This is a genomic window from Pseudomonas sp. UBA7530 (assembly GCF_002479365.1).
Classification (GTDB): domain Bacteria; phylum Pseudomonadota; class Gammaproteobacteria; order Pseudomonadales; family Pseudomonadaceae; genus Aquipseudomonas.
The window spans coordinates 767,031-793,977 of the sequence record NZ_DLMS01000011.1; the positions used below are offsets into that span (position 1 = coordinate 767,031).

General features: G+C 64.0%; 24 protein-coding genes. 14 read left to right on the plus strand and 10 right to left on the minus strand.

The annotated features are described in order from the left end of the window. Positions 1 to 38: 38 nt before the first annotated feature. The 5 genes from dgcB to B2U07_RS17470 form a co-directional block, all read right to left on the minus strand. Complete coding sequence (gene dgcB, locus B2U07_RS17450; RefSeq protein WP_275545525.1) at positions 39 to 2,000, minus strand: dimethylglycine demethylation protein DgcB; 1,962 nt, start codon at positions 1,998 to 2,000, stop codon at positions 39 to 41. Between the two features lie 101 nt (positions 2,001 to 2,101). Beyond that, a complete protein-coding gene (dgcA, locus tag B2U07_RS17455; protein WP_275545524.1) occupies positions 2,102 to 4,162 on the minus strand; it encodes a dimethylglycine demethylation protein DgcA in 2,061 nt (686 codons plus the stop codon). A gap of 84 nt (positions 4,163 to 4,246) precedes the next feature. Then, the gene (locus B2U07_RS17460) at positions 4,247 to 4,777 is read right to left on the minus strand and encodes a 4-vinyl reductase (RefSeq protein WP_197857998.1); all 531 of its coding nucleotides are present in this window, start codon (positions 4,775 to 4,777) and stop codon (positions 4,247 to 4,249) included. Positions 4,778 to 4,932: 155 nt separating this feature from the next. Continuing rightward, entirely contained in the window at positions 4,933 to 5,910 is a 978-nt protein-coding gene (locus tag B2U07_RS17465) for a dipeptidase (RefSeq protein WP_013713683.1), read from the minus strand. A gap of 240 nt (positions 5,911 to 6,150) precedes the next feature. Beyond that, a complete protein-coding gene (locus B2U07_RS17470; RefSeq protein WP_275545523.1) occupies positions 6,151 to 7,095 on the minus strand; it encodes a GlxA family transcriptional regulator in 945 nt (314 codons plus the stop codon). A gap of 279 nt (positions 7,096 to 7,374) precedes the next feature. Here B2U07_RS17470 and choX point away from each other — a divergent pair, with 279 nt between their 5' ends. From choX to B2U07_RS17490, 4 genes are all read left to right on the plus strand, one after another. Next, positions 7,375 to 8,307 carry a choline ABC transporter substrate-binding protein gene (choX, locus tag B2U07_RS17475; protein WP_296277402.1) on the plus strand — a complete coding sequence of 311 codons (933 nt, stop codon included), beginning with the start codon at positions 7,375 to 7,377 and terminating at the stop codon, positions 8,305 to 8,307. 99 nt (positions 8,308 to 8,406) lie between these two features. Next, positions 8,407 to 9,294, plus strand: a complete 888-nt coding sequence (locus B2U07_RS17480; RefSeq protein WP_275545521.1) for a 3-keto-5-aminohexanoate cleavage protein — start codon at positions 8,407 to 8,409, stop codon at positions 9,292 to 9,294. Between the two features lie 135 nt (positions 9,295 to 9,429). Beyond that, positions 9,430 to 10,395 (plus strand): L-carnitine dehydrogenase, encoded by a 966-nt coding sequence (locus tag B2U07_RS17485; protein ID WP_275545520.1) that lies wholly within the window; start codon positions 9,430 to 9,432, stop codon positions 10,393 to 10,395. A gap of 184 nt (positions 10,396 to 10,579) precedes the next feature. Continuing rightward, complete coding sequence (locus B2U07_RS17490) at positions 10,580 to 11,053, plus strand: thioesterase family protein (RefSeq protein ID WP_275545519.1); 474 nt, start codon at positions 10,580 to 10,582, stop codon at positions 11,051 to 11,053. 21 nt (positions 11,054 to 11,074) lie between these two features. Here B2U07_RS17490 and B2U07_RS17495 read toward each other — a convergent pair whose 3' ends face one another. After that, entirely contained in the window at positions 11,075 to 11,470 is a 396-nt protein-coding gene (locus tag B2U07_RS17495; RefSeq protein WP_011920733.1) for a YkgJ family cysteine cluster protein, read from the minus strand. 225 nt (positions 11,471 to 11,695) lie between these two features. Between B2U07_RS17495 and B2U07_RS17500 the strand changes: the two genes are divergently transcribed. From B2U07_RS17500 to B2U07_RS17535, 8 genes are all read left to right on the plus strand, one after another. Next, positions 11,696 to 15,292 (plus strand): DUF2339 domain-containing protein, encoded by a 3,597-nt coding sequence (locus B2U07_RS17500; protein ID WP_275545518.1) that lies wholly within the window; start codon positions 11,696 to 11,698, stop codon positions 15,290 to 15,292. Next, the gene (locus B2U07_RS17505) at positions 15,289 to 16,638 is read left to right on the plus strand and encodes a DUF3999 domain-containing protein (protein ID WP_275545517.1); all 1,350 of its coding nucleotides are present in this window, start codon (positions 15,289 to 15,291) and stop codon (positions 16,636 to 16,638) included. The genes B2U07_RS17500 and B2U07_RS17505 overlap by 4 nt, the downstream gene beginning before the upstream one ends. A 223-nt stretch (positions 16,639 to 16,861) precedes the next feature. After that, the gene (locus B2U07_RS17510; protein WP_197857989.1) at positions 16,862 to 18,505 is read left to right on the plus strand and encodes a histidine kinase N-terminal 7TM domain-containing diguanylate cyclase; all 1,644 of its coding nucleotides are present in this window, start codon (positions 16,862 to 16,864) and stop codon (positions 18,503 to 18,505) included. A gap of 89 nt (positions 18,506 to 18,594) precedes the next feature. Continuing rightward, a complete protein-coding gene (gene estP, locus B2U07_RS17515; protein ID WP_296277403.1) occupies positions 18,595 to 20,439 on the plus strand; it encodes an esterase EstP in 1,845 nt (614 codons plus the stop codon). 157 nt (positions 20,440 to 20,596) lie between these two features. After that, positions 20,597 to 21,604, plus strand: coding sequence for a class 1 fructose-bisphosphatase (locus tag B2U07_RS17520; RefSeq protein WP_197857987.1), 1,008 nt, complete (start codon positions 20,597 to 20,599; stop codon positions 21,602 to 21,604). Then, entirely contained in the window at positions 21,604 to 22,206 is a 603-nt protein-coding gene (locus B2U07_RS17525) for a DUF924 family protein (protein WP_296277404.1), read from the plus strand. Before B2U07_RS17520 ends, B2U07_RS17525 begins: the two co-directional genes overlap by 1 nt. Before the next feature lie 69 nt (positions 22,207 to 22,275). Beyond that, positions 22,276 to 22,527, plus strand: coding sequence for an outer membrane protein assembly factor BamE domain-containing protein (gene bamE / locus B2U07_RS17530; RefSeq protein WP_275545513.1), 252 nt, complete (start codon positions 22,276 to 22,278; stop codon positions 22,525 to 22,527). A gap of 12 nt (positions 22,528 to 22,539) precedes the next feature. After that, the gene (locus tag B2U07_RS17535) at positions 22,540 to 23,082 is read left to right on the plus strand and encodes a lipocalin family protein (protein ID WP_296277405.1); all 543 of its coding nucleotides are present in this window, start codon (positions 22,540 to 22,542) and stop codon (positions 23,080 to 23,082) included. A gap of 71 nt (positions 23,083 to 23,153) precedes the next feature. Here the strand turns inward: B2U07_RS17535 and B2U07_RS17540 are convergent, their stop codons facing one another. Next, positions 23,154 to 23,591: a hypothetical protein gene (locus B2U07_RS17540; RefSeq protein WP_275545511.1), complete on the minus strand. Its 438-nt coding sequence runs from the start codon at positions 23,589 to 23,591 to the stop codon at positions 23,154 to 23,156. Between the two features lie 77 nt (positions 23,592 to 23,668). Between B2U07_RS17540 and pip the strand changes: the two genes are divergently transcribed. Together pip and dtd are read left to right on the plus strand one after the other, a co-directional pair. After that, the gene (gene pip / locus B2U07_RS17545; protein WP_275545510.1) at positions 23,669 to 24,640 is read left to right on the plus strand and encodes a prolyl aminopeptidase; all 972 of its coding nucleotides are present in this window, start codon (positions 23,669 to 23,671) and stop codon (positions 24,638 to 24,640) included. After that, positions 24,637 to 25,074 carry a D-aminoacyl-tRNA deacylase gene (gene dtd / locus B2U07_RS17550; RefSeq protein WP_275545509.1) on the plus strand — a complete coding sequence of 146 codons (438 nt, stop codon included), beginning with the start codon at positions 24,637 to 24,639 and terminating at the stop codon, positions 25,072 to 25,074. The genes pip and dtd overlap by 4 nt, the downstream gene beginning before the upstream one ends. Before the next feature lie 30 nt (positions 25,075 to 25,104). On the opposite strand, the gene B2U07_RS17555 is transcribed toward dtd, so the two are convergent. From B2U07_RS17555 to tatB, 3 genes are read right to left on the minus strand one after another with little or no spacing between them, the layout of a single operon-like run. Next, complete coding sequence (locus B2U07_RS17555) at positions 25,105 to 25,815, minus strand: 16S rRNA (uracil(1498)-N(3))-methyltransferase (protein ID WP_197857980.1); 711 nt, start codon at positions 25,813 to 25,815, stop codon at positions 25,105 to 25,107. Then, positions 25,812 to 26,606 carry a twin-arginine translocase subunit TatC gene (gene tatC / locus B2U07_RS17560; RefSeq protein ID WP_197857979.1) on the minus strand — a complete coding sequence of 265 codons (795 nt, stop codon included), beginning with the start codon at positions 26,604 to 26,606 and terminating at the stop codon, positions 25,812 to 25,814. The genes B2U07_RS17555 and tatC overlap by 4 nt, the downstream gene beginning before the upstream one ends. Then, complete coding sequence (gene tatB / locus B2U07_RS17565) at positions 26,603 to 26,944, minus strand: Sec-independent protein translocase protein TatB (RefSeq protein WP_275545508.1); 342 nt, start codon at positions 26,942 to 26,944, stop codon at positions 26,603 to 26,605. Before tatB ends, tatC begins: the two co-directional genes overlap by 4 nt. Positions 26,945 to 26,947: the final 3 nt, after the last annotated feature.

Below are 26,947 nucleotides of genomic sequence, written 5' to 3' on the forward strand. Positions count from 1 at the left end.
GATGCTGGCGGGTTGCACCCGCCCTACGTCGGTCGCGTTCACTGCACCTCCGCCGCTTCGCGCTTGGTGTTCGGGCGCTTGGCCGGTACTTCGGTGGCTTCGATCAACACTTCGGCAACCAGCTCGGCGATGTCCTTGATTTCCGGACGCGGGGCGACCACGCCTTCGAGCATCGCGGTGCACTGTGGGCAGCCCACGGCCACCAGTTCGGCGCCGGTTTCCTTGATGTCGACCATGCGCATGTCGGGAATACGTTGCTTGCCGGGGATATCGGTGATCGGCGCGCCGCCGCCGCCGCCGCAGCAGCGTGAACGGAAGCCTGAACGTTCCATCTCCTTGACCTCGATGCCGATGGCCTTGAGTACCGCGCGCGGCGCTTCGTACTCGCCGTTGTAACGGCCGAGGTAGCAGGGGTCGTGGTAGGTGACGCTGGCGGCCTTGCTCTGGCCGAGATTCAGCGAGCCCTTGCGCACCAGCTCTTCGATGAAGGTGCTGTGGTGCAGAACCTGGTAGTTGCCGCCGAGTGCGCCGTATTCGTTTTTCAGCACGTGGAAGCTGTGCGGGTCGCAGCTGACGATGCGCTTGAAGCGATACTTGGCCAGGGTGGCGATGTTGCGCTTGGCCAGGTTCTGGAAGGTCGCTTCGTCACCCAGGCGGCGCGCCACGTCGCCGCTGTCGCGTTCTTCCAGGCCGAGTACGGCGAAGTCCACGTCGGCAGCCTTGAGGATCTTCACAAAGGCCCTCAGCGTTCTTTGATTGCGCATGTCGAAGGCGCCGTCACCGACCCAGAACAGCACGTCGGTCTCTTGCTTGTCGGCGAGCAGCGGCAGGTTCAGGTCGGCGGCCCAGTTCAGGCGACCGCCGGGATTGAAGCCGCCGGGGTTATCGGTGGCGATCAGGTTGTCCAGCACCTCGGCACCCTTGTTCGGGGTGGCGCCCTTTTCCAGAGTCAGGTGGCGGCGCATATCGACGATGGCATCGACGTGCTCGATCATCATCGGACACTCCTCGACGCAGGCGCGGCAGGTGGTGCACGACCAGAGGGTCTCGGCATCCACCAGCGCCTTGCCCTGCAGCGACACGATCGGCTGATGCGGACCGCCGCTGTGTTCGCCGAGCGGTTTGCCGGGGTAGGGCGAACCGGCGAACTTGGCGTCATTGCCACCGGCCAGGCCGATGACCATGTCTTGGATCAGCTTCTTCGGGTTCAGCGGCTGGCCGGCGGCGAAGGCCGGGCACATGGCCTCGCACTTGCCGCACTGCACGCAGGCGTCGAAGCCGAGTAGCTGGTTCCAGGTGAAGTCGGTGGGCTTTTCCACGCCCAGCGGGGCTTTCGGATTGTCCAGGTCGAGGGCTTTCAGGCCAGTCGAACGACCGCCGCCGAAGCGCTCGGCGCGGCGGTGCCATGCCAGGTGCAGGGCGCCGGCGAAGGCGTGCTTCATCGGGCCGCCCCAGGTCATGCCGAAGAACAGCTCGGACACGCCCCAGGCCACGCCAACGGCGAGGATCGCCGCCAGCACCCAGCCGCCAAAGTCCGCGGGCAGAATCCCGGCAACCGGCAGCGTGGCGATGAAGAAGCTGGCCGCGAACATCAGCAAGCTCTTGGGCAGACGCATCCACGGGCCTTTCGACAGGCGCGAGGGCGGATCCAGACGACGCTTGGCGACGAACAGGGCGCCGACGAACATCAGCACCGTGGCGCCCAGCAAGGCGAAGCCGAGGATACGGTTATGCAGACCGAAACCGTGCACGATAATGGCCAGCACGGCCGCAAGAACGAAACCACCGGCGGTGGCCACGTGGGTCTTGGACATGTACTTGTCGCGCTCGACCACGTGGTGCAGATCCACCAGGTAGCGGCGCGGCATCTTCAGTAGGCCGCCGATCCAGTCGACCTTGGCAGGACGACCGCGGCGCCACATGAAAAATCGCTTCAGCGCGCCCAGCACGGCCAGTGCCAGGGCAGCGAAGAGCAGGATGGGAAGAATGGTATTCAGCATGAGAGCCCCCGAGGGGCAGCTACAAGCTTCAAGCTGCAAGCCTCAAGCTAAAGGCGACGGGCGCCCCTGCTTACAGCTTGCAGCTTGCGGCTTGCGGCTGCTTAAAAGTCCTTGCACAGGCGCAGGGCGTCGTAGATCGCCGCGTGGGTGTTGCGCTGGGCCACGCAGTCGCCGATGCGGAACAGCAGATAGCCATCGCCCGGCTCGGACAGGCAAGGCTGCGGCTTGATCGCGAACAGCGCCTCCACGTCAATTTGACCCTTGTTGCGCGAACCCTGCTTGAGTGCGTAGTAGATGCTTTCGTCCGGACGGACGCCGTTCTCCACCACCACCTGGTCGACCACGCGCTCTTCCTTGGCGCCGGTGTATTCGTTCTCCAGCACGGCGACCAGCTTGTCGCCCTCGCGGTAGACCTTCTCCAGCATCAGGTCCCCGGTCATGATCACTTCTTTCGGGTACAGGCTGCGGTAGTAGGTCGGGAAGCTGGTACCACCGATGGCTACGCCCGGCTTGATATCGTCGGTGACGATCTCCACCTGCGCGCCCTTGTCGGCCAGGAAGTCGGCCACGGACATGCCGGTGAATTCGCAGATGGTGTCGTACACCAGCACGTTCTTGCCCGGTGCAACCTTGCCCGAGAGCACGTCCCAGCTGCTCACTACCAGGCCTTCGTCAGCGCCCCAGTGTTCGTTCTGCTCGAGGAATGGATGGCCGCCGTTGGCCAGCACCACGATGTCCGGACGCAGGTCGAGGATGCTCGCCGCGTCAGCGCCGGTGCCCAGGCGCAGGTCGATGCCCAGACGCGCCAGCTCCAGCTGGTACCAGCGGGTAATCCCGGCGATCTGATCGCGCTGCGGAGCCTTGGAGGCCAGGGTGATCTGCCCGCCCAGTTGTTCCTGCTTCTCGAACAGGGTCACGTCGTGGCCACGTTCGGCGGCTACGCGCGCGGCCTCCATACCGGCCGGGCCACCGCCGACGATCACCACCTTGCGCTTGGCGCCGGTGGTCTTCTCGATGATGTGCGGCACGCCCATGTATTCACGGCTGGTCGCGGCGTTCTGGATGCACAGCACGTCCAGGCCCTGGTACTGGCGGTCGATGCAGTAGTTGGCGCCGACGCACTGCTTGATCTGGTCGATCTGGCCCATCTTGATCTTGGCGATCAGGTGCGGGTCGGCCATGTGCGCGCGGGTCATGCCGACCATGTCGACGTAGCCGCCTTCGAGAATGCGCGTGGCCTGGTTCGGGTCCTTGATGTTCTGCGCGTGCAGCACCGGCACCTTGACCACTTCCTTGATACCGGCCGCCAGGTGCAGGAAGGGTTCCGGCGGAAAGCTCATGTTCGGAATGACGTTGGCCAGCGTGTTGTGGGTGTCACAGCCCGAGCCGACTACGCCGATGAAGTCGAGCATGCCGGTGGCGTCGTAGTACGCCGCGATCTGCTTCATGTCCTCATGCGACAGACCGTCCGGGTGGAATTCGTCACCGGTGATGCGCATGCCGACGCAGAAGTCGTCGCCGACTTCCTTGCGCACGGCCTTGAGCACTTCCAGGCCGAACTTCATGCGGCCTTCGAAGGTGCCGCCCCATTCGTCGGTACGCTTGTTCACGCGCGGCGACCAGAACTGGTCGATCAGGTGCTGGTGCACGGCGGACAGCTCGACGCCGTCCAGGCCGCCCTCTTTGGCGCGACGTGCGGCTTGCGCGTAGTTGTCGATGATGCGCCAGATTTCCTCGATCTCGATGGTCTTGCAGGTGGCGCGGTGTACGGGTTCACGGATGCCAGACGGCGACATCAGGGTCGGCCAGTTGAAACCGTCCCAGCGCGAGCGACGACCCATGTGGGTAATCTGGATCATGATCTTGGCGCCGTGCTTGTGCATGGCGTCAGCAAGATTCTGGAAGTGCGGAATGATACGATCGGTGGACAGGTTGACCGAACTCCACCACTCCTGCGGGCTGTCGATGGCGACCACGGACGAACCGCCGCAAATGGCCAGGCCGATGCCGCCCTTGGCTTTCTCTTCGTAGTATTTGACGTAGCGCTCGGTGGTCATGCCGCCGTCGGTGGCGTAGACCTCGGCGTGCGCAGTGGAGAGCACGCGGTTGCGGATGGTCAGTTTGCCGATCTGGATCGGCTGGAACATTGCTTCAAAAGCCATTGCGGCACCCTCACGGAAAGCGGCCTGGGGTCTCTGGTCGGAGGTGCTTCAGTGGCGTGAAGCCCTCCCTCCTGTCGTTATTGTTTAGAGCGGTTTGACGCGGAACAGGCCGTGGTCGTGGCCTTCCTGCGAGGCACCGTAGACCTGCTCGGCGACGGTGCGAATGCTGCTGCCCTGAGCCTGGAGGATCTGATCCATGGCGCCGGCGAACCAGCCGGTGAACATGTAGTCGACAGGGCGCCCGCACTTGCCGTAGACGTAGACGAAGGCCGAGTGATCCAGGCGCACTTCGCAGGTACCGGCGTCGAGGTCGATCGACTCAATCTTGAACAGGCCCCAGCCACGCTGCGACAGGCGCTTCATGTAGTGCTCGAATACCGCTACGCCGGACAGGCCATGGCACTCGGCTTCCTTCTCGCACCAGTGCCAGGCGGACTTGTAGCCGGCCTTGTAGAGAATCTCGGCGTACTTCTCGGCGCCGAGCACTTCCTCGATGCCGATATGGTTGTTGACGAAGAAATGCCGCGGCACGTAGAGCATCGGCAGGGCGTCGGTGGTCCAGACGCCGGTTTCGTCGTCGACCAGGATGGGCATTTCGGGGGCGTGGGTGGCCATGTGTTTTTAGCTCCAGAATTCGTTGGTTGTTTGCCCTCTCCCCCGGCCCCTCTCCCATAAATGGGAGAGGGGAGCAGAGCCACTGCGGTGCTCTGTGGGCCAGTCCCCTCTCCCGCTTGCGGGAGAGGGTTAGGGAGAGGGGCTGTTAAAAAGGCTTACTCGCCCCAGACGTCGGCTAGTACGCGCACCCAGTTCTCGCCCATGATCTTGCGCACCACGCGCTCGGAGTGGCCGCGTTTGAGCAGGGTTTCGGTGAGGTTGGGGAACTCGCCCACGGTGCGGATGCCCAGCGGGTTGATGATCTTGCCGAAGTTGGTCAGGCGACGGGCGTAGCCCTTGTCGTGGGTCAGGTATTCGAAGAATTCCTTGCCGTGACCCTGGGTGAAGTCGGTGCCGATACCGATGGCGTCTTCACCGACGATGTTCATCACGTACTCGATGGCTTCGGCGTAGTCGTCGATGGTCGAGTCGATGCCCTTGGCCAGGAACGGCGCGAACATGGTCACGCCGACGAAGCCGCCATGGTCGGCGATGAACTTCAGCTCCTCGTCGGACTTGTTGCGCGGATGCTCTTTCAGGCCGGAAGGCAGGCAGTGGGAGTAGGTCACCGGCTTCTTCGACTCGAGGATGACCTCCTCGGAAGTCTTCGAGCCGACGTGCGACAGGTCGCACATGATGCCCACGCGGTTCATCTCGGCGACGATCTCGCGACCGAAGCCGGACAGGCCGCCGTCACGCTCGTAGCAGCCGGTGCCGATCAGGTTCTGGGTGTTGTAGCACATCTGCACGATGCCCACGCCGAGCTGCTTGAACACCTCGACGTAGCCGATCTGGTCTTCGAACGCATGGGCGTTCTGGAAGCCGTAGATGATGCCGGTCTTGCCCAGCTCCTTGGCCTTGCGGATGTCGGCGGTGGTGCGTACCGGCATCACCAGATCGCTGTTCTCGCGAATCAGCTTGCTGCTGGCAGCGATGCTGTTGACGGTGGCCTGAAACCCTTCCCATACCGACACGGTGCAGTTGGCCGCGGTCAGGCCGCCCTTGCGCATGTCTTCGAACAGTTCGCGGTTCCATTTGGCGATGATCAGACCGTCGATGACGATGCTGTCGGCGTGCAATTCGGCTGGGCTCATCAGGCTTGTCCCCTAATACTGATGCGCCGAGACGGCTGTCGGCGCTTTGGGGAGAGCTTATCCCTGGGGGGCTGGCCGACCCGGTACAAAAACGACTGGGGGTTTGCCGAAAGCGTCAAGCCGAGGTCGCGGACGGATATGTTCGCCCTGCGCACCTCGTCACCTGTAGGAGCGGCTTCAGCCGCGATGTCGCGACTGCAAGCTTCGCGGCTGAAGCCGCTCCTACGGGCAGCTGTGCATTCAGTCCAGCCGCTCGCGGCGATCCTGGCTGGGGCTGGCGGCGAAGCGCCTGCGGTAGCAGCGCGAGAAGTACGAGGCCGAGTCGAAGCCGCACGCCAGGCCCACCTCCAGCACGCTGAGGTCGCTCTGGCGCAACAACTGGCGCGCCTTGTCCAGGCGCAGGTCGAGGTAGAAGGCCGATGGCGTGGTGCCCAGGTGATGGCGAAACAGGCGCTCCAGCTGACGTACGCTGATGCCTACCTGCTCGGCCAGCGCCTCACTGGACAGTGGTTGCTCGCACTGGCGTTCCATCTCGCCGATCACCCGCACCAGCTTCTTGTTGTGCAGGTCGTAGCGGCTGGCCACCTGCATGCGCTGGTGATCCAGGCGCGTGCGGATACGGCTGACCACGAACTGTTCCGAGACCTGCACCGCAAGCGTCTCGCCGTGTTCCTGGCCGATCAGCCCCAGCATCAGATCCAGGCTGCTGGTACCGCCTGCACTGGTGATGCGCTTGCCGTCGATCTCGAACAGCTCCTGGGTCACCAGTAGCGCCGGGTAGCGCTCGCGAAAGGCATCGATGGCTTCCCAATGCAGGGTCAGGCGCTGGTGCTGGAACAGCCCGGCCTCGGCCAGCACGAAGCTGCCCGTGTCGATGCCGCCAAGCACAGCCAGCTCCGGCTCGCGCCGTTGCAGCCAGTGCGCCAGGTGGTGGTCGTAGTGCGCCAATGGCTCGAAACCGGCCACCACGAACAGCGCCCGGGTTGCCTCCGGCAGTTCCAGCGCACCGTCGACGTTCAGCGACATGCCATTGCTCGCCTGCACGGCGTTACCGTCCTGGCTGAGCAAACGCCAGCGATACAGCTCGCCGCGAAAGCGATTGGCCACGCGCAGCGGCTCGATGGCCGACATCAGGCCCATCATGGAAAAGCCGGGCAGCAGCAGGAAGCAGAAGGTCTGGGGCATGTAGGTGGCGAACAGGGTTGCTGGTAGCCCGGATGCAATCCGGGATGGATTTCGCAGGGCATGCGGACTCCGACGAAATCACAGCCTAGCAACCGAATAGCGTGCTGTGAAAAAAATAGTCGGTATGGGTCAATTAACGGTCGGCAGAGTGCGGGTAATACAGCGTGTCCCGGCGTAAGGTGACGTCATCGGGCGACTACGAACCCGAGCACGGTGGGGGCCGTCATGGCCTCTAGAAAAACGAAATAAAACCGCTGTGACACGATAAGGAGCACCCAGATGAAAGGTCTTACCGCACTGGCCGCGTGCTGCACCCTGAGCCTGTTCAGTACCTCCCTGCTGGCCGACGATGCCAGTTGCAAGAACGTTCGCATTGGCGCCGTCGGCTGGACCGACGTGGTCGCCACCACCGCCGTCGCCAGCGAGTTGCTGCAGGGTCTCGGTTACGAAACCAAGCAGACCCAGGCTTCGCAACAGATCATCTTCGCCGGTATCCAGAAGGGCCAGATCGACGCCTTTCTCGGTTACTGGAAGCCGATCATGGACGACAACATCAAACCCTTCCTCGATGCCGGCGCGGTCAAGGTCGCGGCCGAGCCGTCGCTGGATGATGCCGTGGCCGTGCTCGCCGTGCCCAGCTACACCGCAGACAAGGGCCTGAAAACCCTGGCCGACATCGCCAAGTTCAAGGATGAACTGGACGGCAAGATCTACGGCATCGAGGCCGGCTCAGGCGCCAATACGGCGATCCAGAAGATGATCGACTCCAACCAGTTCGGCCTTGGCGGCTTCAAACTGGTGGAGTCCAGCGAAGCCGGCATGCTCGCCGCCGTTGGCCGTGCCGTGCGCAATGAGAAACCCGTGGTGTTCTTTGGCTGGAAACCACACCCGATGAACCTGTCGATGCAGATCACCTATCTGACCGGCACCGAGGACGTGTTCGGCCCCAACGATGGTGCCGCCACGGTTTCCACCGTTACCGCGCCGGACTACGCCGAGCGCTGTCCCAACGCCAACCGGCTGCTGACCAGCCTGCGCTTCACCAGCGCGCAGGAAGCCGAGCTGATGCAGCCGATCATGGATCGCAAGCAGCCTGCGCAGGTGGCGCGCGACTGGATCAAGGCCAATCCGCAGGTGGTCGAGGCCTGGCTCGATGGCGTCACCACCCTGGACGGCAAGCCCGCCAGCGCGTCGCTGGTCGCCGGCAACTGATACACGAGCGCCGGTTTAACCGGCGCTGATTTCCCTATTTGCTCAACGCCTGCGGCCCTGCCGTCGGCTTCCGTTCGCCCCCGGAAAGGACAGTCGAAAATGAACTACGAGGTTATCGTCACCTGCGCGGTGACCGGCGCTGGCGACACCGTCGGCAAGCACCCGGCGATCCCGGTCACGCCCAAGGAAATCGCGGCGGCTGCCATCGAGGCGGCCAAGGCCGGCGCCACCGTCGCCCACTGTCATGTGCGTGATCCACAGACCGGCAAGCCGAGCCGCGATGTGGCGCTGTACCGCGAGGTGGTCGAGCGCATCCGCGAAAGCGACACCGACGTGATCATCAACCTCACTGCCGGCATGGGTGGTGATCTGGAGATCGGCCAGGGCGAGCAGCCGTTGGAATTCGGCGCCGGCACTGACCTGGTCGGGCCGATCACCCGCCTGGCGCATGTCGAGGAACTGCTGCCGGAAATCTGCACGCTGGACTGCGGCACGCTGAATTTCGGTGACGGCGACTTCATCTACGTCTCCACCCCGGCGCAACTGCGCGCCGGCGCCAAGCGCATTACCGAGCTGGGGGTGAAGGCCGAACTGGAAATCTTCGACACCGGCCACCTGTGGTTCGCCAAGCAAATGATCAAGGAAGGCTTGCTGGACGATCCGCTGATCCAGCTGTGCCTGGGCATCCCATGGGGCGCGCCGGCCGACACCACGACCATGAAGGCCATGGCCGACAACCTGCCGCCGGGCGTCACCTGGGCCGGCTTCGGCATCGGCCGCATGCAGATGCCCATGGTCGCCCAGGCCATGCTGCTCGGCGGCAACGTGCGGGTCGGCCTGGAGGACAACATCTGGCTGGATCGCGGCGTGCACGCCAGCAACGGCCAGCTGGTCGAGCGCGCCATCGAGATCATCGAGCGCCTCGGCGGCCGCGCCCTGACCCCGGCCGAGGGGCGGGAAAGGATGAAGCTCAAGGCCAGGCTGTAGGAGCGAATTTATTCGCGATTGTGCCGCGATTTTCGCGAATAAATTCGCTCCTACACAGCCCCGTAGCCCGGATGAAATCCGGGAAAACTTTACCTGCCATGCCCCGGATTGCATCCGGGCTACCGGAGTTCAACCATGACCTTCGTTACCGATATCAAGACTTTCGCCGCACTCGGCACCGGGGTGATCGGCGCCGGCTGGATTGCCCGCGCCCTGGCCCATGGCCTCGACGTGATCGCCTGGGACCCGGCGCCCGGTGCCGAGGCTGCGTTGCGTACCCGTCTGGCCAATGCCTGGCCGGCGCTGGAGAAAAAGGGCCTGGCGGCAGTTGCCTCGCTGGAGCGCCTGCGCTTCGTCGACAGCATCAAGGACTGCGTACGCGATGCCGACTTCATCCAGGAGAGCGCCCCCGAGCGCCTCGAACTCAAGTGCGAACTGCACGCGAAGATCAGCGCCGCCGCGCGCCCGAACGTGCTGATTGGCTCCAGCACCTCGGGCCTGCTACCCAGCGAATTCTACGAGGGTGCCACGCACCCTGAGCGTTGCGTGGTCGGCCATCCATTCAATCCGGTGTACCTGTTGCCGCTGGTGGAGGTGGTGGGCGGGGCAAAGAGCGCGCCCGAGGCGGTGCAGGCCGCCATGCAGGTCTACCAATCTCTGGGCATGCGCCCCTTGCACGTGCGCAAGGAGGTGCCGGGCTTTATCGCCGACCGCCTGCTCGAAGCGCTATGGCGCGAGGCGCTGCATCTGGTCAACGACGGCGTGGCGACCACCGGCGAGATCGACGATGCGATCCGTTTCGGTGCCGGCTTGCGCTGGTCGTTCATGGGCAGCTTCCTGACCTACACCCTGGCCGGCGGCCCGGCCGGCATGCGCCATTTCATGGCCCAATTCGGGCCGGCGCTGAAACTGCCCTGGACATATCTGGAGGCGCCGGAGCTTACCGAGGAGCTGATCGACGCGGTGGTCGAAGGCACGGCGGAGCAGCAGGGCGAACGCAGCCTGAATGCCCTGGAGCGCTACCGCGACGACTGCCTGCTGGCGGTGCTGGAGGCGATTCGCCAGACCAAGGCCAAGCACGGTTTTGCGTTCGCCGACTGAGTGTCGAAGTTTTGAGGCTATCGAGCTGTTTGTGGGAGCGGACTTGTCCGCGAAAAAGACCTGGCACAGTGCCAAACCATTCGCGGACAAGTCCGCTCCCACAGGTCCGCTCCCACCAGTTCGAAACCGAGTTCCTCCGATACAGATCAAACTGCCCAGCGGGCCGGACCACGGGAGACAGAGCATGTCCCTTGTCACTTACCAAACCAGCATCCAGAACGACTGGGTCGACTACAACGGCCACCTGCGCGATGCCTTCTATCTGCTGATCTTCAGTCACGCCACCGATGCGCTGATGGACGTGCTGGGCCTGGACGAAGCCGGTCGTGCCCGTACTGGACACACGCTCTACACCCTGGAGTGTCACCTCAACTTCCTGGCGGAAGTGAAGGAGGGCGAGCGGGTGGAAGTGCGCACGCAATTATTGGCGCATGACGGCAAACGCCTGCATATCCACCACGCACTGTATCGACCTGGCGAGAACGCCAGCCTCGCGGAGAGCGAGCAGATGCTGATGAACATCGACAGCGCTGCCGGCCGCGCGGCGCCGTTCGACGCGCAAGTGGCAGGCAAGGTCGCGCACCTGGCCAGCGAGCATCAGGGATTGCCTCAGCCGGCCTGCGTTGGCCGGGTCATTGGCCTGCGCCGCGGTTCTTAGGATAGATCCGCGTCGCAACCCTTATTTCGGTTTGTATGCGCAATACCCCGGCCGCGGGCCGACCTTGGGATGATGACGGCAGGTGTCCGGGCGCTTGTCGTAGACGGTGCACAGGCGCGTCTTGCGATCGAGAAACAGGCAGTCGTTGTTGGACATGCGCGTCAGGGTGAAGATGCCCGACTTCTGGTTGAAGCGTTCGACCACTCCATCCTTCTGCAGGCGCTTGGCGATGTTCTTCGGTGGCTCGCTGCGTTCGAACTCGTCCACCAGTTCCAGGCGGATCAGATCGTTCAGGCGCACTTCTACCGGCAGGGTGCAGCAGCTGGAGATGCAGCTGTGGCACATGTCGGCCGTATATTTGGCCCAGGTTTCCAGGCGGTCGATCTCGGCGGCGGCTATCAGGCGGGGCTTCATCATGGTTGGCTATCGTGCGGTCTGCGCCGCTGCTGTCACGGGGCGGCGATAATAGCGGGCGCGTAGCGTTTGTGAAGCACCGGCTGGCGGCTGATTGCGATGCGTTGTGCCTGTGAACGGCTTGGCAGTCGTCTCTCTGGGTGTTGGTCGATGCGGCTCCTATACTGTGTGCCCGTCTCGGGCGGCAGGAACGCGAGGCGACCTTTTCTCTGGATCGGAACATAACGCATGCAATGGATCTTCATGCTGGTCGGTTTGGTGCTCGGCATGGGCGCCAGCGAATCGGCCACGGGCGCAATTCTTGGCGGTTTGATGGGGCTCAGTCTGGGCCAGGCGCTGCGCCTGCAAGGGCTGGAGTCGCGCAACGCGCAGTTGGCCGCGCAGCTCAAGGACTTCGCCGAGCGCTTCGACCGCGGTACCCGCGCGATCCACGAACGCCTGGTCAAGGTGGAGCAGGGCGAGCGCAGCGAGCCGGAACCTTCCCCGGCCGCAGCACCTGCCGAAGCCGAAGCCCCGTCCGAGCCGGAGGTGCAGCCTGAGCCGGTCGTTGCCGAAGAGCCCGTGCCGGAGCTGGACTGGACGCTACCGGAGTTGGAGGCGCTCCCAGCCGAGCAACCTGTCCAGCTTGCTGCACAGGTCATCCCCGAGCCGCAGCCGGCTTCCCAGCAAAGCCCTTGGCGTGAACAGGCGCTGCGTGAACCGAATCTGATCGAGCGTGGCATCGCCGCCGCCAAGGCCTGGTTGTTTGGTGGCAACACCGTGTTGCGGATCGGCGTGGTGCTGCTGTTCCTCGGCCTGGCCTTCCTGCTGCGCTACGCCACCGAGGGCGTCGAGGTGCCGGTAGAGCTGCGTTACATGGGCGTTGCGGCCAGTGCCCTGGCCTTGCTCGGCCTGGGCTGGTGGCTGCGTCGGCGTAACCGCAACTACGCCCTGGTGCTGCAGGGCACCGGTATCGCTGTGCTGTACCTGACGGTCTTCGCCGCCATGCGCCTGCATCCGCTGCTCGACCCTGGCATGGCGCTGGGGCTGTTGGTCGCGGTCACACTGTTCTCGGCCATTCTTTCGGTGCAGCAGAATGCCCTTGGCCTGGCTGCTGCGGCGGCTCTGGGTGGCTTTGCCGCGCCGATCCTCACAGCGACTGGTAGCGGCAGCCATGTCGCGCTGTTCTCCTATTTCGCGCTGCTCAATGCCGGCATCTTCGCCATCGCCTGGTTCAAGGCCTGGCGCTTGCTCAACCTGATCGGTTTCGTCGGCACCTTCGGTATCGGCTTCGCCTGGGGCCTGCGTTCCTACACGCCAGAGCTGCTGTGGAGCACCCAGCCCTTCCTGATCCTGTTCTTCCTGATGTACGTGGCCATCGGCCTGCTGTTCGCTCGCCGCACCCTGCGTGACGCAGCGGATGCGCCCGAGGCGCGGGACGAGCTGCTGCGCTGGTCGCTGCGCCGTGGCGACTATGTCGATGCCACTACGCTGTTCGGCCCGCCGCTGGTCGGCTTCGGCCTGCAAGTGGCGTTGGTCAGCCATATCGAGTTCGCTGCGGCGTTCAGCGCCCTTGGTCTTGGCTTGTTCTATCTGTTGCTGGCGCGCGTACTCAAGGCGCGCGCCGGCGAACGAGCGTTGCTGCTGGTGGAAACCTGCCTGGCGCTCGGCGTGGTATTCGCCAGCCTGGCCATCCCGCTGGGTCTGGATACGCGCTGGACGAGCGCTGCCTGGGCGGTGGAAGGCGCCGGTATCTACTGGCTCGGTCTGCGTCAGGGCAGGCCGCTGGCGCGTGCCTTCGCTCTGTTGTTGCAGGTGGGCGCGGCGTTGGCTTTCCTCAGTGGTTTGGATTTCGGCTACAGCAGCCTGCTCGACGGTTCGCCGCTGGGCGCACTGATGCTCGGTATGGCCTTGCTGTTCAGCTACTGGCAACTGCGCCAGGCGCCGCAACTCGCCAATGCCTGGGAGAACCGACTGCTGCCCTGGCTTGGCCTGGCCGGTCTGGCATTCCTCTATCTGATTGCGCCGCTGCTGTTCGAGGCGCCCGGTACGGCGATTGCCTGGGCGCTGGCCGGGCTGGCGACCTTGTTCGTCGGGCTGCGTATTGCCGCGCCGAGCTTCGTCTACAGCGCCTTCGCCATCCAGTTGCTCGGTGGCCTGCTGTTCCTCGGCCAGATGGCGCTGGATTCGCTATCTGGCACTGGTGGTTTCAGCGCCGGATGGTTCGGCTTGCTGGCTGCATCCTTGGTCGGTTTCAGTCTGATTGCCGGCATGCTGCTGGCGGCGCGTGATCCGCACATCCGCGAGAACCGCCGGCTGCTCGGCGCACTGTCGGCGATCATGCTGGTGGGCCTGGTGTTCATCAATCTGGCCGTGCTGTTCGTTCTGCCCTGGGTCGCAGCCGCGGCGGTATGGGGCGGTACGGGGCTGCTGATTCTCTGGCTGGGGCTGTATCTGAAGCAGCGTGCGGCCTTCCTGTTCAGCCTGGTGCTGCAGGTATTCGCCGGCCTGGCCTTTCTTGCTGCGGGGCCGCTGTTGTTGGCGGGGATCAGCGGCGAAGGCTTGTCGCCGCTAGCGCATACCGGCTTCTGGACGCCTGCCGTGCTGGGTCTCGCCGCGCAAGTCGGTGCCTGGCGCCTGCATAGCCTGGCGCGCGGCGGTCGTGAGACGGGCATCGATGGCGTCAGCCTGCAGCGCCTGGGCCAGCTGCTGCTGGCCTGGGGCGCTAGTTGGTGGGCACTGGCGGTGAGCAGCGAAGTGCTGCGCTTCGTGGCGCCGGATCTGCAAGCCAGCGCGTTGCTGGTGCTGGCGGCACTGTCGGTGCTGATCTGGATGCTGCTGGCCCTGCGCACCCGCTGGCGCGAGTTGGCGGTGCTGTGCAGCCTGCTGGCCCCGGTAGCCGGGTTGATCCTGATTTATGCCTGGCATCCGCTTTACCATCCGGGCGCGAACTTTGGCTGGCTGGGGTGGACTGCCGTGATCGCGGTGCATCTGCTGGCACTGCGGCGCCTGACCGATCTGCTGCCGAGCCAGGTGGCCAGTGTCGCCCATGTGCTTGGCTGCTGGCTGCTGATCGGCGTGCTGGCTTTGGAACTGCGTTACCTGCTGCTGAGCCTAGCCGATCACTACAATGCCTGGCGCTGGCTGGGCTGGGCGCTGCTGCCGACGGCCTATCTCTGGGTCATGGCGCAGGCGCGTCGCCTGCCCTGGCCGGTGGCCGGCTTCGAGCGCGAATACCGCCTGTGGGCAGCGGCGCCGCTGGCCGCGCTGATGCTCGTCTGGTTCTGGCTGGCCAACGCCAACAGTGCCGGCGACAGCGACCCGCTGCCCTATCTGCCGCTGTTCAACCCGCTGGAGCTGGGGCTGCTGTTGTGCCTGGGCGCGCTGGTCGTATGGGGGCGATTCGCCCTGCCGCGTTTCGGCCTGGAATCTGCGCGTGCACTGCAGATCACGCAGGGTGTGGCGGGACTGTCGCTGTTTGCCCTGCTGACGGTGATGGTGATGCGTACCGCTCATCACTGGGGCGGTGTCGCCTGGGACAGCCCGGCGCTGTTCGATTCGATGCTGGTGCAGGCCGGCTTGTCCATTGTCTGGACCCTGATCGCCCTGGCGCTGATGCTGTTCGGCCACCTCCGCGTGCGTCGCGAGCTGTGGCTGGTCGGCGCCGCGCTGATCGCTCTGGTGGTGGCCAAGCTGTTCTTCATCGAGCTGGGCAATCGTGGCGGGCTGGAGCGCATCGTGTCGTTCATCGGTGTCGGCGTGTTGCTCCTGGTGGTGGGCTATTTTGCCCCGCTACCGCCGCGCAAGACCGATGAAACCCCTGCGAACAAGGAGTCGTTGTCTTGAGAATCATCGCTGCCTGTCTGGCCCTTGGCCTGTCGCTGATCGCCTGCGTACAGGCCGAGGAGCGCCCGCAGGACTATCGCCAGTTGCTGCCGCTGACGCTGGATGGGGCAGGCCCCTGGTATCGGGTCGAGCTGCCGATGGCCGTGCACTACGCCGCTCGGCATGCTGATCTGCGTGACCTGCGTATCTTCAATGGCGCCGGTCAGGCCCAGGCCTACGCGCTGTTGCCAGGCCAAAGCGAATCGCGCGACGAGGAACAGGAGCACGGCGTGCGCTGGTTCCCGTTGCACGCCGATGCACAGCAGAGCGATGTGCCGCGCCTGCGCGTGCAACGCAGCACCGACGGTACCCTGATCGAATTGACTGGCGACGAGCCGGCGCCCGCGCAGCGCCAGTTGCGCGGCTGGTTGCTCGACGCCAGCGCCATCGATGCGCCGCTGGTGCGCCTCGACCTGAGCTGGAGTGGCGGCGAGGAGGGCTTTCAGCATTTCGCCATCGAGGCCAGCGACGACCTGCAGCAATGGCGCAGCTGGGGCGAGGGGCAGGTGGCGCGCCTGAGCTTCGCAGGCGACAGGATCGATCAGCGCCAGGTGGAACTGCCCGCTCGCTCGGCACGCTACATCCGGCTGCTCTGGGACAGCCCGCGGCAGGCGCCGGAGCTGGACGCGGTGACGCTGCGCAGTCGCCGCCAGGCGAGCAGCCCGGCGCCGCTGGTCTGGTCCGAACCGATGCAGGCGCAGGCCATGAACGATGGGCATTACCAATGGCAATTGCCGCAAGCGCTGCCCCTCCAGCGCCTGCGCATCAACCTGGACGAGCCCAACACCCTGGCCCCAGCCTCGTTCGAGGCGCGCGTGCTGGAGAAGGATCCCTGGCGGCCGCTTGCCCGTGGTGTGCTCTATCGGCTGCGGCAGGATGGTCACGAGGTACTTCAGGATGAATTGGCCTTACCGGCCTGGCCGGTGCGCCATCTGCGCATGAAGATCGACGCGCGTGGCGGCGGCCTGGGCGATCAGGCACCGACCGCGGCCTTCGCTGTCCGCGCCACCCAGCTGGTGTTCCTGGCGCGCGGCGAGCCGCCCTACCGACTCGCGGTAGGAAGGGGCGATGTCACATCGGCCGCGCTTCCCGTCAGCACCCTGATCCCCGGATATTCGGATGAGCGTCTGGCTTCGCTGGCTGTGGCACAGGTCGATGTCGCTGCCGTGCAGTCGACTGAGGTGGATGTACCGACGACTGCGGCGATGGACTGGAAGCGTTGGGGACTTTGGGCTGTACTGTTGCTCGGCGTGGCATTGTTGGCTGCGATGGCGGCGAGCCTCCTGCGGCGCCCCGACAAAGGCTGAGTGCTATGGTCGGGAATGCATGTCATTACTGTTCAAGCCATGCTTTTGCAGTATCGTAAGCAGCGTTCACGGTTTCTTCGGTTGGGAAGTATCGCCGCGTTGTGAGTCGTGAGCAGTTTCGGGCGCCAGCGCCCTCTACTCTGGTCAGGAAGGCCCGCTTGCGTATCTCGACTTGCTTCATCGTTCCCTCCGTAAAAGGCTTTTGCCAACGGAGGCCCGGTTGATGCAGGCCTGCCTGGCGCCGGGCTGGTCACCGTCGCCCCCGGTTCTCGTCACTCTGCTAGTGTGCTTTGGCGTCATCCTGCTGGCGCACTGGATGACCCGCCAGCGCGATTTTCCAGGACGCGACAGCTTCATACTGCTGCACCTTTCCAGCCTCTGGTGGATGGCCTGCGCATCACTCGAACTGAGCGTGATGTCGGCAGAGTGCAAGATGTTCCTCTCCGGCCTCGCCTGGCTCGGCATCCTGTTCACGCCCACGTTCTGGGCGGTATTTCTCTGGCAGTACGTCAACAGTGTGCGCACACCGGTGCCGCGTGCCGGGGTGCTGGCGCTGAGCCTGATGCCCGTGCTGGTCTGGATCATTGCGCTGAGCAACCCCTGGCACGGCCTTTTTTACCTTGCCAGCACTGGCCCGATCGACGACAGCCCCGGGGCTCCGGTGCTTTATCGGCATGGCCCGCTGTTCTATGCCACCGCGGCTTATGTCTACCTGCTGATGGCGTTCTGCATGGGCGTGGTGGTGCGTGCAGCGGTGCTCAGCCATGGGTTGCATCGGCGACATTATCTGGGTTTCGTTCTGGTCACGGCAGCGCCTTGGACGGCCAACATCGCTTACGTGGTGTTCGGCTGGACGGTGTTTGGCGTCGACCCCACGCCGTTCTGCTTCGCCTTCACCCTGGTCGCCTTCGCCTGGCTGATTCTCGGTGTGCGCCTGTTCGACCTGCTGCCGGTGGCGCGGCACCTGCTGCTCGAAGCGCTGATCGATCCGGTGCTGGTGGTCGACCCGCGCGGGCGGGTGATCGAGGCCAACCCGGCCGCGCTCAAGCTGGCCGGCCTGCAGCAGGGCTGGCAGGGGCGAGCGCTGGCCGACTGGCCGGTATTCGGCGCCGACCTGCAGCGCTTGCTCGAACAGCACGAGGGCGAGGCGAGCGAGCAGATGCTCAGCCTGACCAGCGCCGCGCGCTACTACGAAGTGCGTGTGCGCGGGATCGAGCGCACGACGCGCAACGGCCCGGTTCTGCTTGGGCGCATGCTTTACGTGCGTGATGTCACGCAGCGCCATCTCGCCGAGCTCAAGCTGGCCGAGGCCCTGGCCGTCAGCGAGGAGCGCTTGCGCACCATTTCCGTTTTGCACGAGCAACTGCGTGAGCAGGCGTTGTGCGACCCGCTGACCGGACTCTACAACCGTCGCTATCTGGATGAGTTCTTCGACCGTGAACTGGCCAGGGCGCAGCGCGAAAATCTGCCATTGGCACTGGCGCTTATCGATCTCGACCATTTCAAGCAGCTCAACGACGAGTACGGCCACCTGGTAGGCGACGACGTACTCAAGTCCGTGGCACAGCACCTCTTGGACAACCTGCGCAGCACCGACGCGGTATTCCGTATCGGTGGCGAGGAATTTCTGCTGATTCTGCCGGGGTTGAATGCGCAGGCTGCGCACGCTCGACTCGAATCGCTGCGCATGCAGCTGGCGAGCGTGGATCACCCGACGCGCATGGGTACGATGCCTGTGACTTTGTCCGCTGGCATCGCAGTATGGCCGGCCAATGGTGGACAACTCGATGCGCTGCTGCATGCGGCAGACATAGCGCTGTATGCGGCCAAACGCGGCGGGAGAAATCGTATAGCTTTGGCTTCATAGAGTGAATATCGCAGCCAACTGGGTGTTTTTCAGCGCAGGAGCCGCTACATTTGTTGAGAAGTTCATTCCAACAACAATAAGGACTTGCCATGAAACGTCTGCTTAAACCGCTGGCGGCTGCCTGTTTGCTGGCTAGCGCCCATCCTCTTTACGCCGCCCCCTACAGCGCATTGCACGTATTTGGTGACAGCCTCAGTGATGCAGGCTGGTTTACTGATGCTGACGGCCCAGCCGGTGCTACTACCCGTTTCACCAATCGAGTTGGCCCTACCTATCAGGACGGCAGTGGCGAAGCTTTCGGCCCGGTGGCGCCCATGCTGCTTGGCGATGCCCTTGGTTTGGGTGGAGCAGGCCTGGGGCCCGCGAATTCGGTTGATGGTGGCAACAACTGGGCGGTTGGTGGCTATCGTACCGACGAGATCCTCAACACCATCAGCGGTCCAGGCGGGTACCTGGCCTCCAGCGGCGGGCGTGCCGATCCCAACGCGTTGTATTACCTCACCGGTGGTGGGAATGATTTTCTTCAGTTTCGTGTAATCGATACCGCCAGCGCTCAAGCGGCTGGCGGTAGGCTGGTCGACAGCGTCGAGGTTCTGCAGCAGGCAGGCGCGCGCTACATCATGGTGTGGCTGCTGCCGGATATCGGTCTCACACCGAATTTCTACGGTGGCGGACTGCAGGACTTCCTTTCCGGGCTGGGAAGCGACTTCAACCAGGAGGTGGTAAGTCAGTTGGCAACCATCAATGCCAATGTGATCCCGCTGAATATCCCGCTCAATCTTTCGGAAACACTGGCTGATCCCGGCCGTTACGGCCTGGTCGATGACCGCGACGCGGTAATCGGCAGCTGTTTCGATGACTGCACCAACCAACACCCGGTTTACGGGGTCAATGGCACCAATCCTGACCCGACCAAGCTACTGTTCAACGACAGCGTTCATCCGACAATCGCCGGGCAGCGTATCATTGCCGACTATGCCTACTCGCTTCTCGCGGCGCCCTGGGAAATCACGCTTCTGCCGGAAATGGCATTGGGTACGCTGCGTGGCCACCAGGACCAGTTGCGCGCTCAGTGGCTTGCTGACTGGGAAGCCTGGCAAGGGGTAGGGCAGTGGCGTGCCTTCATCAACACCGGCGGCCAGCGCCTGGATTACGATCTGCACGATGGCGATGCCGATGGCAATGGCTACAGCCTCAACTTCGGGACCAGTTATCGAGTCAGTGATGCCTGGCGCCTGGGTCTGGCCGCCGGGCTTTACCAGCAGAGCCTGGAAGCAGGTGCTGCAGATTCCGATTACGATCTGCGCAGCTACCTGGGCACTGCGTTCGCGCAGTATCAGCACAATCGCTGGTGGGGCGATTTGTCCGCCAGTATCGGTCGTCTCGACTACGACGACCTCAAGCGCAAGTTCGCTATCGGTCCTGCCACCAACTCGGAAAAGGGCGATACCGACGGTGATCTGTGGGCCTTCAGCGGCCGCTTCGGCTACGACATCGCTCAGCCTGGCAGCCAGTGGCACCTGAGCCCTTTCCTGAGCGCCGACTATGCGCGGATCGAAGTGGACGGCTATGCCGAGGATGGTCAACGCTCCACGGCCCTGAGCTACGGAGATCAGGTGCGCAAATCCAAGCGTCTCGGTGCCGGCCTGCAGGGGCTTTACGACCTCACGCCACAGACCCGTCTCTTCGCTGAGCTGGCGATGGAGCGGGAATATGAAGACGATCCAAGCGAAGTGCGCATGGCTCTTAACAGCCTGCCGGGGATCGGTTTCGAACTGCCTGGCTATCAACCCGACGATCGTATGTGGCGCGGTCATGTCGGTGTCAGCCATAACCTGGGGAACGGTTTGTCGCTACGCGGCAGCTATAGCTACCGGCATGCCGACGATGAAGCCCAGCATGGTTTGAATCTTTCCCTGTCACTGGAGCTCTAAGAGTCGTTCCGACGCCAGCGTACTTCCTCTGAAGAGCGCTGGCAGCCGGTCCGAAGCGCGCTTCGTCATTTTCTCCTGCTCGTCGTGGCCTCAGGGAGGCGGCCATGGCGGGAACGGGTTAAACTGCGCGCGATTTTTCCCCTTTCCGGAGCCGTCCATGTCCCGCGTCACCCTGAGCCGCTACCTGATCGAGCAGACTCGCAGCCATAACACCCCGGCCGACCTGCGTTTCCTTATCGAAGTCGTAGCACGGGCCTGCAAGGCGATCAGCCACCAGGTTTCCAAGGGCGCCCTCGGCGGCGTACTGGGCAGCCTGGACAGCGAGAACGTACAGGGCGAGGTACAGAAGAAGCTCGATGTGATCTCCAACGAGATCCTGCTCGAAGCCAACGAATGGGGTGGCCACCTGGCCGGTATGGCGTCCGAGGAAATGGACAATGCCTACCAGATCCCCGGCAAGTATCCGAAAGGCGCCTACCTGCTGGTATTCGACCCGCTGGACGGCTCCAGCAACATCGACGTCAACGTTTCGGTCGGCACCATCTTCTCGGTGCTGCGTTGCCCCGAGCGCAACGGCGAGACCGGTGACCTGGGCGAGGAGGCTTTCCTCCAGCCGGGCACGCAGCAGGTTGCGGCCGGCTACGCCATCTACGGTCCGCAGACCATGCTGATGCTGACCCTTGGCGACGGCGTCAAGGGCTTCACCCTGGATCGCGAACTGGGCAGCTTCGTGCTCACCCACGACAACATCAAGGTGCCGGAGTCGACCAAGGAATTCGCCATCAACATGTCCAACCAGCGTCACTGGGAAGCGCCGGTGCAGCGTTACGTGTCCGAGCTGCTGGCCGGCGAGACCGGGCCGCTGGGGCGTAACTACAACATGCGCTGGATTGCCTCTATGGTGGCCGACGTGCATCGCATCCTTACCCGTGGCGGCGTGTTCATGTATCCGCGTGACGCTCGCGAGCCCGAGAAACCGGGCAAGCTGCGCCTGATGTACGAAGCCAACCCGATGTCGATGATCATCGAACAGGCTGGCGGCGCTGCCACCGACGGTAGCCAGCGCATTCTCGATATCCAGCCCACCTCGCTGCACCAGCGCGTGCCGGTCTTCCTCGGCTCCAAGGAAGAAGTGTTGCGCGTTACCGCCTATCACCGTAGCTGATGCACGCCTGGCAGCCGTTGCTCGACTGGTGGTTCGGTGCCGATCACGGCACCGCCACCGAAGTGGCGGTGGCGCGCCACGGTTTGTGGTTCGGCAAGCGTGACAGCCAGGATCGCGAGGCCAAGGTGCGTTTCGGCGCATTGGTCGAACGGGCCCTTGCCGGCGAGCTGCAAGGCTGGGCGGATGACCCACAGGGCTGGCTGGCGCAACTGATTCTTCTCGATCAGTTGCCGCGTATGATCTTCCGCGATACGCCCCGGGCCTTCGCCGGTGACCGCCTAGCTCGCCCGCTGTTGCAAGCAGGGTTGGATCGCGATTGGGATCGCAGGCTGGCACCCATCCAGCGGGTGTTTGCCTATCTGGTGTTCGAGCATGCCGAAGACCTGCCATTGCAGAACCGCGCTATCGAGCTGTTCGCCAGCCTGGTGAACGAAGCCGCCGCCGGCGAGCAGACGTTATTTGCCGACTTCCTCGATTTCGCCGAGCGCCACCAGCGGATTATCGCCCGTTTCGGGCGCTTCCCCCATCGCAACGCGATTCTGGGGCGCGCCTGCACTGACGAAGAACAGGCCTTCCTGCGGGAACCCGGCTCGCGTTTCTGAACTCCAATCGGGCAAGTCGTCGCCGGCTATGCCAAGCTTGCCGGCACCTTCCCATCTGGAGCTTTATCCATGTCGATGCGTATCGTCGCTTTGCTCGCCTGCTGCCTGCTTGCCGCCTGCAGCAAGATCAATCAGGAAAACTACTCCAAACTCGAAGCCGGCATGAGCAAGCAGGAGGTTGAAAGCCTGCTCGGTACGCCGGCCGAGTGTGCCGGTGCGCTGGGGATGACCAGCTGTACCTGGGGCGACGACAAGGCCTATATCAGCGTCCAGTACGCCGGGAACAAAGTCATGCTGTTTTCCGGCAAGGGACTCAAGTAAACAGGAGCTTCCATGCGTTCGATCCTAATCGCCAGCGCCATTCTCGCCCTCGCCGGCTGTGCCAACTCCGGTACTGGCAGCATTCAGAAACCGCCACCGCAGACCATGCAGGTCGACCTGCAGCGTTACCAGGGCACTTGGTACGAGCTGGCGCGCCTGCCGATGTTCTTCCAGCGCAACTGCGTGGAGTCCGAGGCGCATTACGGCCTGCGTGACGATGGTCGCATCGACGTGACCAACCGCTGCCGCGACAAGGATGGCGAGTGGATCGAGGCCAAGGGCGTGGCCGAGCCGCAGGTCGAAGGCAAGACCGACAAGCTCTGGGTCACCTTCGATAACTGGGCCAGCAAGCTGCTGCCGATCAAGGGCGACTACTGGGTGATCTACCACGACGAGGACTACCGCGTGGCGCTGGTCGGCCACCCGGAGCACAAGTACCTGTGGCTGCTGTCGCGCACTCCGGAAATCGACCAGGAAACCCGCAACAAGCTGCTCGACATCGCGCGCGAGCAGGGTTACGTGACCTCGGAGCTGATCTGGCGCAAGGCCGACTGATATCCCTGTAGCCCGGATGCAATCCGGGGATGTTTTTCCGGACTGTCACGGATTGCATTCGGGCTACGCCTTCACTCCCAATCCAGGCGCGCGAGCTTCCATTCGCCGTCGTCGAGCCACCACTCCAGTTTCACCGAATAGTGCCGCGCACTGTCGGGAATCAATCCTTCGGCGCCGCTCAGGCCCACCTGCGCCTCGGTGTAACCCTTGCTGCTGATGGCCTTGTCGATCCAGCTATTCTTGCCCAGGGCGAGCACCTTGATGTTCTTGTGGCGCAGAAACAGCAGGGTCATGGTGCGCTTGGCCCATTCGCGATCAAGCTCCTGGCGGGCCAGGAAATCGCCATGCAACTGGTCCATTACCGCACCGGTGCTCTTGGCTTCGATATTGTCCTGCAACTGCTGAACAGCGGCTTCCAGTGCAGCCTGCGGGTCGTCCCGGCCGCCGCAGCCGGCGAGCAGGAGGGTGATAGTCATGAACAGCGACCAGGATAGATGACGCATCGACATGCTGAACTTCCTTTTCATGGTTATGATGCCGGGCAGAGCGGACACGGCAGTTGTAGCCCAGCGAACAGGAGCCAACCATGCAGACTTTGTATCCGGAGATCAAACCCTACGCACGCCATGAGCTGGCGGTCGAGGCGCCGCACGTGCTGTACGTCGACGAGAGCGGCTCGGAGGACGGGTTGCCGGTGTTGTTCATCCATGGCGGCCCGGGCGCCGGCTGTGATTCTGCCAGCCGCCGCTATTTCGACCCTGCCCTGTATCGCATCGTTACCTTCGACCAGCGCGGCTGTGGTCGTTCCATGCCGCACGCGAGCCTGGAGAACAACACCACCCAGGCGCTGATCGGTGATATCGAGCGTATTCGCGAGCACCTGGGGATCGACAGGTTCGTGCTGTTCGGCGGCTCCTGGGGTTTCACCTTGGCGCTGGCCTACGCGCAAGCGCATCCGCAGCGGGTGCTCGGGCTGATTCTACGCGGCATCTTCCTGTGCCGGCCGCAGGAGTTCAGCTGGTTCTATCAGGAGGGCGCCAGCCGCCTGTTCCCCGATTACTGGGAAGACTATATCGCGCCGATTCCGCCAGAGGAGCGCGGCGATCTGATACAGGCCTTTTACAAGCGCCTGACCGGTGCCGACCAGATCGCCCAGATGCACGCGGCCAAGGCCTGGTCGACCTGGGAAGGGCGTACCGCCACGTTGCGCCCGAACACCCAGGTGGTCGAGCGCTTCAGCGAGGCGCATCGAGCGCTGTCCATTGCCCGTATCGAGTGCCACTACTTCGTCAATGATGCCTTTCTCGAGCCGAACCAGCTTCTGCGCGACATGCCGAAAATCGCCCACCTGCCGGGCATCATCGTGCACGGCCGCTATGACGCCATCTGCCCGCTGGACAACGCCTGGGCACTGCACCAGGCTTGGCCCAACAGCGAGCTGCAGATCATCCGCGACGCCGGCCACTCGGCGGCGGAACCCGGTATCACCGATGCGCTGATCCGCGCCACCGAGCAGATGGCCCGCCGCCTGCTCGACCTGCCGCCGGAGGACGCATGAAGCTGCTGATCCAGCGCGTCAGCGCAGCGAAGGTCGAGGTCGACGGCGAGGTGGTAGGCAGCATCGATCAGGGCCTGCTGGCACTGGTCGGCATCGAGCCGCAGGACGATCAGGCCAGCCTCGCCCGCGCCCTGCACAAACTGCTGAACTACCGCGTATTCAGCGACGAGGCGGGCAAGATGAACCGCTCGCTGACGGACGTGCAGGGAGGTCTCCTGCTGGTCTCGCAATTCACCCTGGCCGCCGATACCAAGAGCGGCATGCGCCCCAGCTTTTCCAGCGCAGCGCCGCCTGCGCAGGGCGCTGCACTATTCGATGCCTTGGTCGAGATGGCCAAGGCCCAGCACCCTCAGGTCGGCACCGGACGTTTCGGCGCCAATATGCAGGTGCACCTGGTCAACGATGGGCCGGTAACCTTCCTGCTCGAGGTATAGCGCTCGCTCCTACAGATTGGTCGTTCTCGTTCAGAACAACCGGGCCAGTAACGCTGGCACCGCCGTCTCCACCCGTAGAATGCGCTCGCCCAACTGCACCGGTTGCAGGCCTGCGGCTTCGCGCAGTAGCTCGACTTCGTAGGGAATCCAGCCACCTTCCGGGCCGATGGCCAGGGTCACCGGCTGCTGCACCGCGCGCGGGCAGGCCGGGTAGTCGCCCGGGTGGCCGATCAGACCCAGCGTGCCGGTTGTCAACGCCGGCAGGCGATCCTCGACGAAGGGCTTGAAGCGCTTCTCGATGCTCACCTCGGGCAGCACCGTATCCCGCGCTTGTTCCAGGCCGAGAATCAGCTGTTCGCGAATCGCCTCGGCCTCCAGGAATGGCGTCTGCCAGAAGCTCTTTTCCACCCGGTAGCTGTTGACCAGCACCAGACGCGGTACGCCCATCGCGCTGACCGTCTGCAGCACACGCTTGAGCATCTTCGGGCGGGGCAGGGCGAGGACCAGGGTCAGCGGCAGCTTGGCCGGTGGCGGCTGGTCGAAGCTGACCTGCAGCTCTGCATGTTCGGTATCCAGGGCGAGTAGATGCCCCTCGCCCATCATCCCGCCAAGGCGGCCGACGCGCAGACGATCACCCGCTTCGGCGCGATGCACCTCATGCAGATGCTTCAGGCGCCTGCCAGTGAGGCGAACTCGATCGACGCCGACGAAATCGGCGTCTTCCAGCAGCAGCAGGTTCACGACAGCGGCGCGGGGGGCTGGTCTTCGGGCTCGGCCTGTTCTTCGCCCTGTTCCTCGTCGCGCTTGCGCTTGACCAGCGCGCCGGCCAGCAGGCCGCTTTCGAACAACAGCCACATCGGCAGGGCCAGCAAGGTTTGCGAGAACACGTCCGGCGGCGTCAGCACCATGCCGACCACGAAGCAGCCGACAATCACGTACGGGCGGCTCTTGCGCAAGGTTGCGACATCGACCAGTCCGACCCAGATCACCAGGAAGGTGGCGATGGGAATCTCGAAGGCCACACCGAAAGCGAAGAACAGCGTCAGGACGAAGTCCAGGTACTGGCCAATGTCGGTCATCATCGCCACCCCTTGCGGGGTCACGCTGGCGAAGAAGCCGAACATGATCGGGAACACCACGAAGTAGGCGAAGGCCATGCCGGCGTAGAACAGGAAGATACTGGAGATCAGCAGCGGCACCGCGATGCGTCGCTCGTGGGTGTACAACCCCGGGGCGATGAAGCCCCAGGCCTGGTGCAGGATCACCGGCATGCCGAGGAACAGCGCGCACATCAGGGTCAGCTTGAACGGCGTGAGGAAGGGCGAGGCGACGCCGGTGGCGATCATCGTCGCACCTTCCGGCAGATAGGCGCGCAGCGGCGCCGCCACCAGGGCGTAGATATCCTGAGCGAAGTAAAACAGCCCGCCGAAGATCAGCAGGATGATCACCACGCAGCGCAACAGACGCGTGCGCAGCTCGGTCAGGTGCGAGACCAAGGGCATTTCCTGGTCGGCGTCCGGCAGTTTGCTCATGGCTGGGGATTCTTGTCCTGGGCGGCGGGCGGGGTCGGCTCGGCGGCGCTTTTGCTGGTCTCGCTACCCGGGTTGAGGCTGGTGGTGTCGAGGATGTCCTGCTTCATCGCCTTCATTTCCCGCTCCAGCTCGAGAATCCGCTCGTTGTGCAGCTGGCGGCGGATTTCGTCGGCGCCGATCTCCCGCTCCACCTCGGCCTTGATCGAATTGAAGCTGCGCTTGATCCGGCCGATCCACAGGCCGGTGGTGCGCACGGCGCCGGGCAGGCGCTCGGGGCCGAGCACCACCAGGGCCACCAGACCGACCAGCAGCAGTTCGGTAAAACCGATGTCGAACATGGC

Coding starts and splice junctions, on each gene's coding strand:
- B2U07_RS17470 (WP_275545523.1), bottom strand. CDS start 7,095: ATGCCCCAGACCTTCTGCTTCCTGCTGCTGCCCGGCTTTTCCATGATG.
- B2U07_RS17500 (WP_275545518.1), top strand. CDS start 11,696: ATGCAATGGATCTTCATGCTGGTCGGTTTGGTGCTCGGCATGGGCGCC.
- estP (WP_296277403.1), top strand. CDS start 18,595: ATGAAACGTCTGCTTAAACCGCTGGCGGCTGCCTGTTTGCTGGCTAGC.
- B2U07_RS17465 (WP_013713683.1), bottom strand. CDS start 5,910: ATGAGCCCAGCCGAATTGCACGCCGACAGCATCGTCATCGACGGTCTG.
- bamE (WP_275545513.1), top strand. CDS start 22,276: ATGTCGATGCGTATCGTCGCTTTGCTCGCCTGCTGCCTGCTTGCCGCC.
- B2U07_RS17525 (WP_296277404.1), top strand. CDS start 21,604: ATGCACGCCTGGCAGCCGTTGCTCGACTGGTGGTTCGGTGCCGATCAC.
- B2U07_RS17495 (WP_011920733.1), bottom strand. CDS start 11,470: ATGATGAAGCCCCGCCTGATAGCCGCCGCCGAGATCGACCGCCTGGAA.
- dgcB (WP_275545525.1), bottom strand. CDS start 2,000: ATGCTGAATACCATTCTTCCCATCCTGCTCTTCGCTGCCCTGGCACTG.
- tatB (WP_275545508.1), bottom strand. CDS start 26,944: ATGTTCGACATCGGTTTTACCGAACTGCTGCTGGTCGGTCTGGTGGCC.
- tatC (WP_197857979.1), bottom strand. CDS start 26,606: ATGAGCAAACTGCCGGACGCCGACCAGGAAATGCCCTTGGTCTCGCAC.
- B2U07_RS17460 (WP_197857998.1), bottom strand. CDS start 4,777: ATGGCCACCCACGCCCCCGAAATGCCCATCCTGGTCGACGACGAAACC.
- B2U07_RS17540 (WP_275545511.1), bottom strand. CDS start 23,591: ATGTCGATGCGTCATCTATCCTGGTCGCTGTTCATGACTATCACCCTC.
- pip (WP_275545510.1), top strand. CDS start 23,669: ATGCAGACTTTGTATCCGGAGATCAAACCCTACGCACGCCATGAGCTG.
- B2U07_RS17480 (WP_275545521.1), top strand. CDS start 8,407: ATGAACTACGAGGTTATCGTCACCTGCGCGGTGACCGGCGCTGGCGAC.
- B2U07_RS17535 (WP_296277405.1), top strand. CDS start 22,540: ATGCGTTCGATCCTAATCGCCAGCGCCATTCTCGCCCTCGCCGGCTGT.
- B2U07_RS17510 (WP_197857989.1), top strand. CDS start 16,862: ATGCAGGCCTGCCTGGCGCCGGGCTGGTCACCGTCGCCCCCGGTTCTC.
- choX (WP_296277402.1), top strand. CDS start 7,375: ATGAAAGGTCTTACCGCACTGGCCGCGTGCTGCACCCTGAGCCTGTTC.
- B2U07_RS17490 (WP_275545519.1), top strand. CDS start 10,580: ATGTCCCTTGTCACTTACCAAACCAGCATCCAGAACGACTGGGTCGAC.
- dtd (WP_275545509.1), top strand. CDS start 24,637: ATGAAGCTGCTGATCCAGCGCGTCAGCGCAGCGAAGGTCGAGGTCGAC.
- B2U07_RS17485 (WP_275545520.1), top strand. CDS start 9,430: ATGACCTTCGTTACCGATATCAAGACTTTCGCCGCACTCGGCACCGGG.
- dgcA (WP_275545524.1), bottom strand. CDS start 4,162: ATGGCTTTTGAAGCAATGTTCCAGCCGATCCAGATCGGCAAACTGACC.
- B2U07_RS17520 (WP_197857987.1), top strand. CDS start 20,597: ATGTCCCGCGTCACCCTGAGCCGCTACCTGATCGAGCAGACTCGCAGC.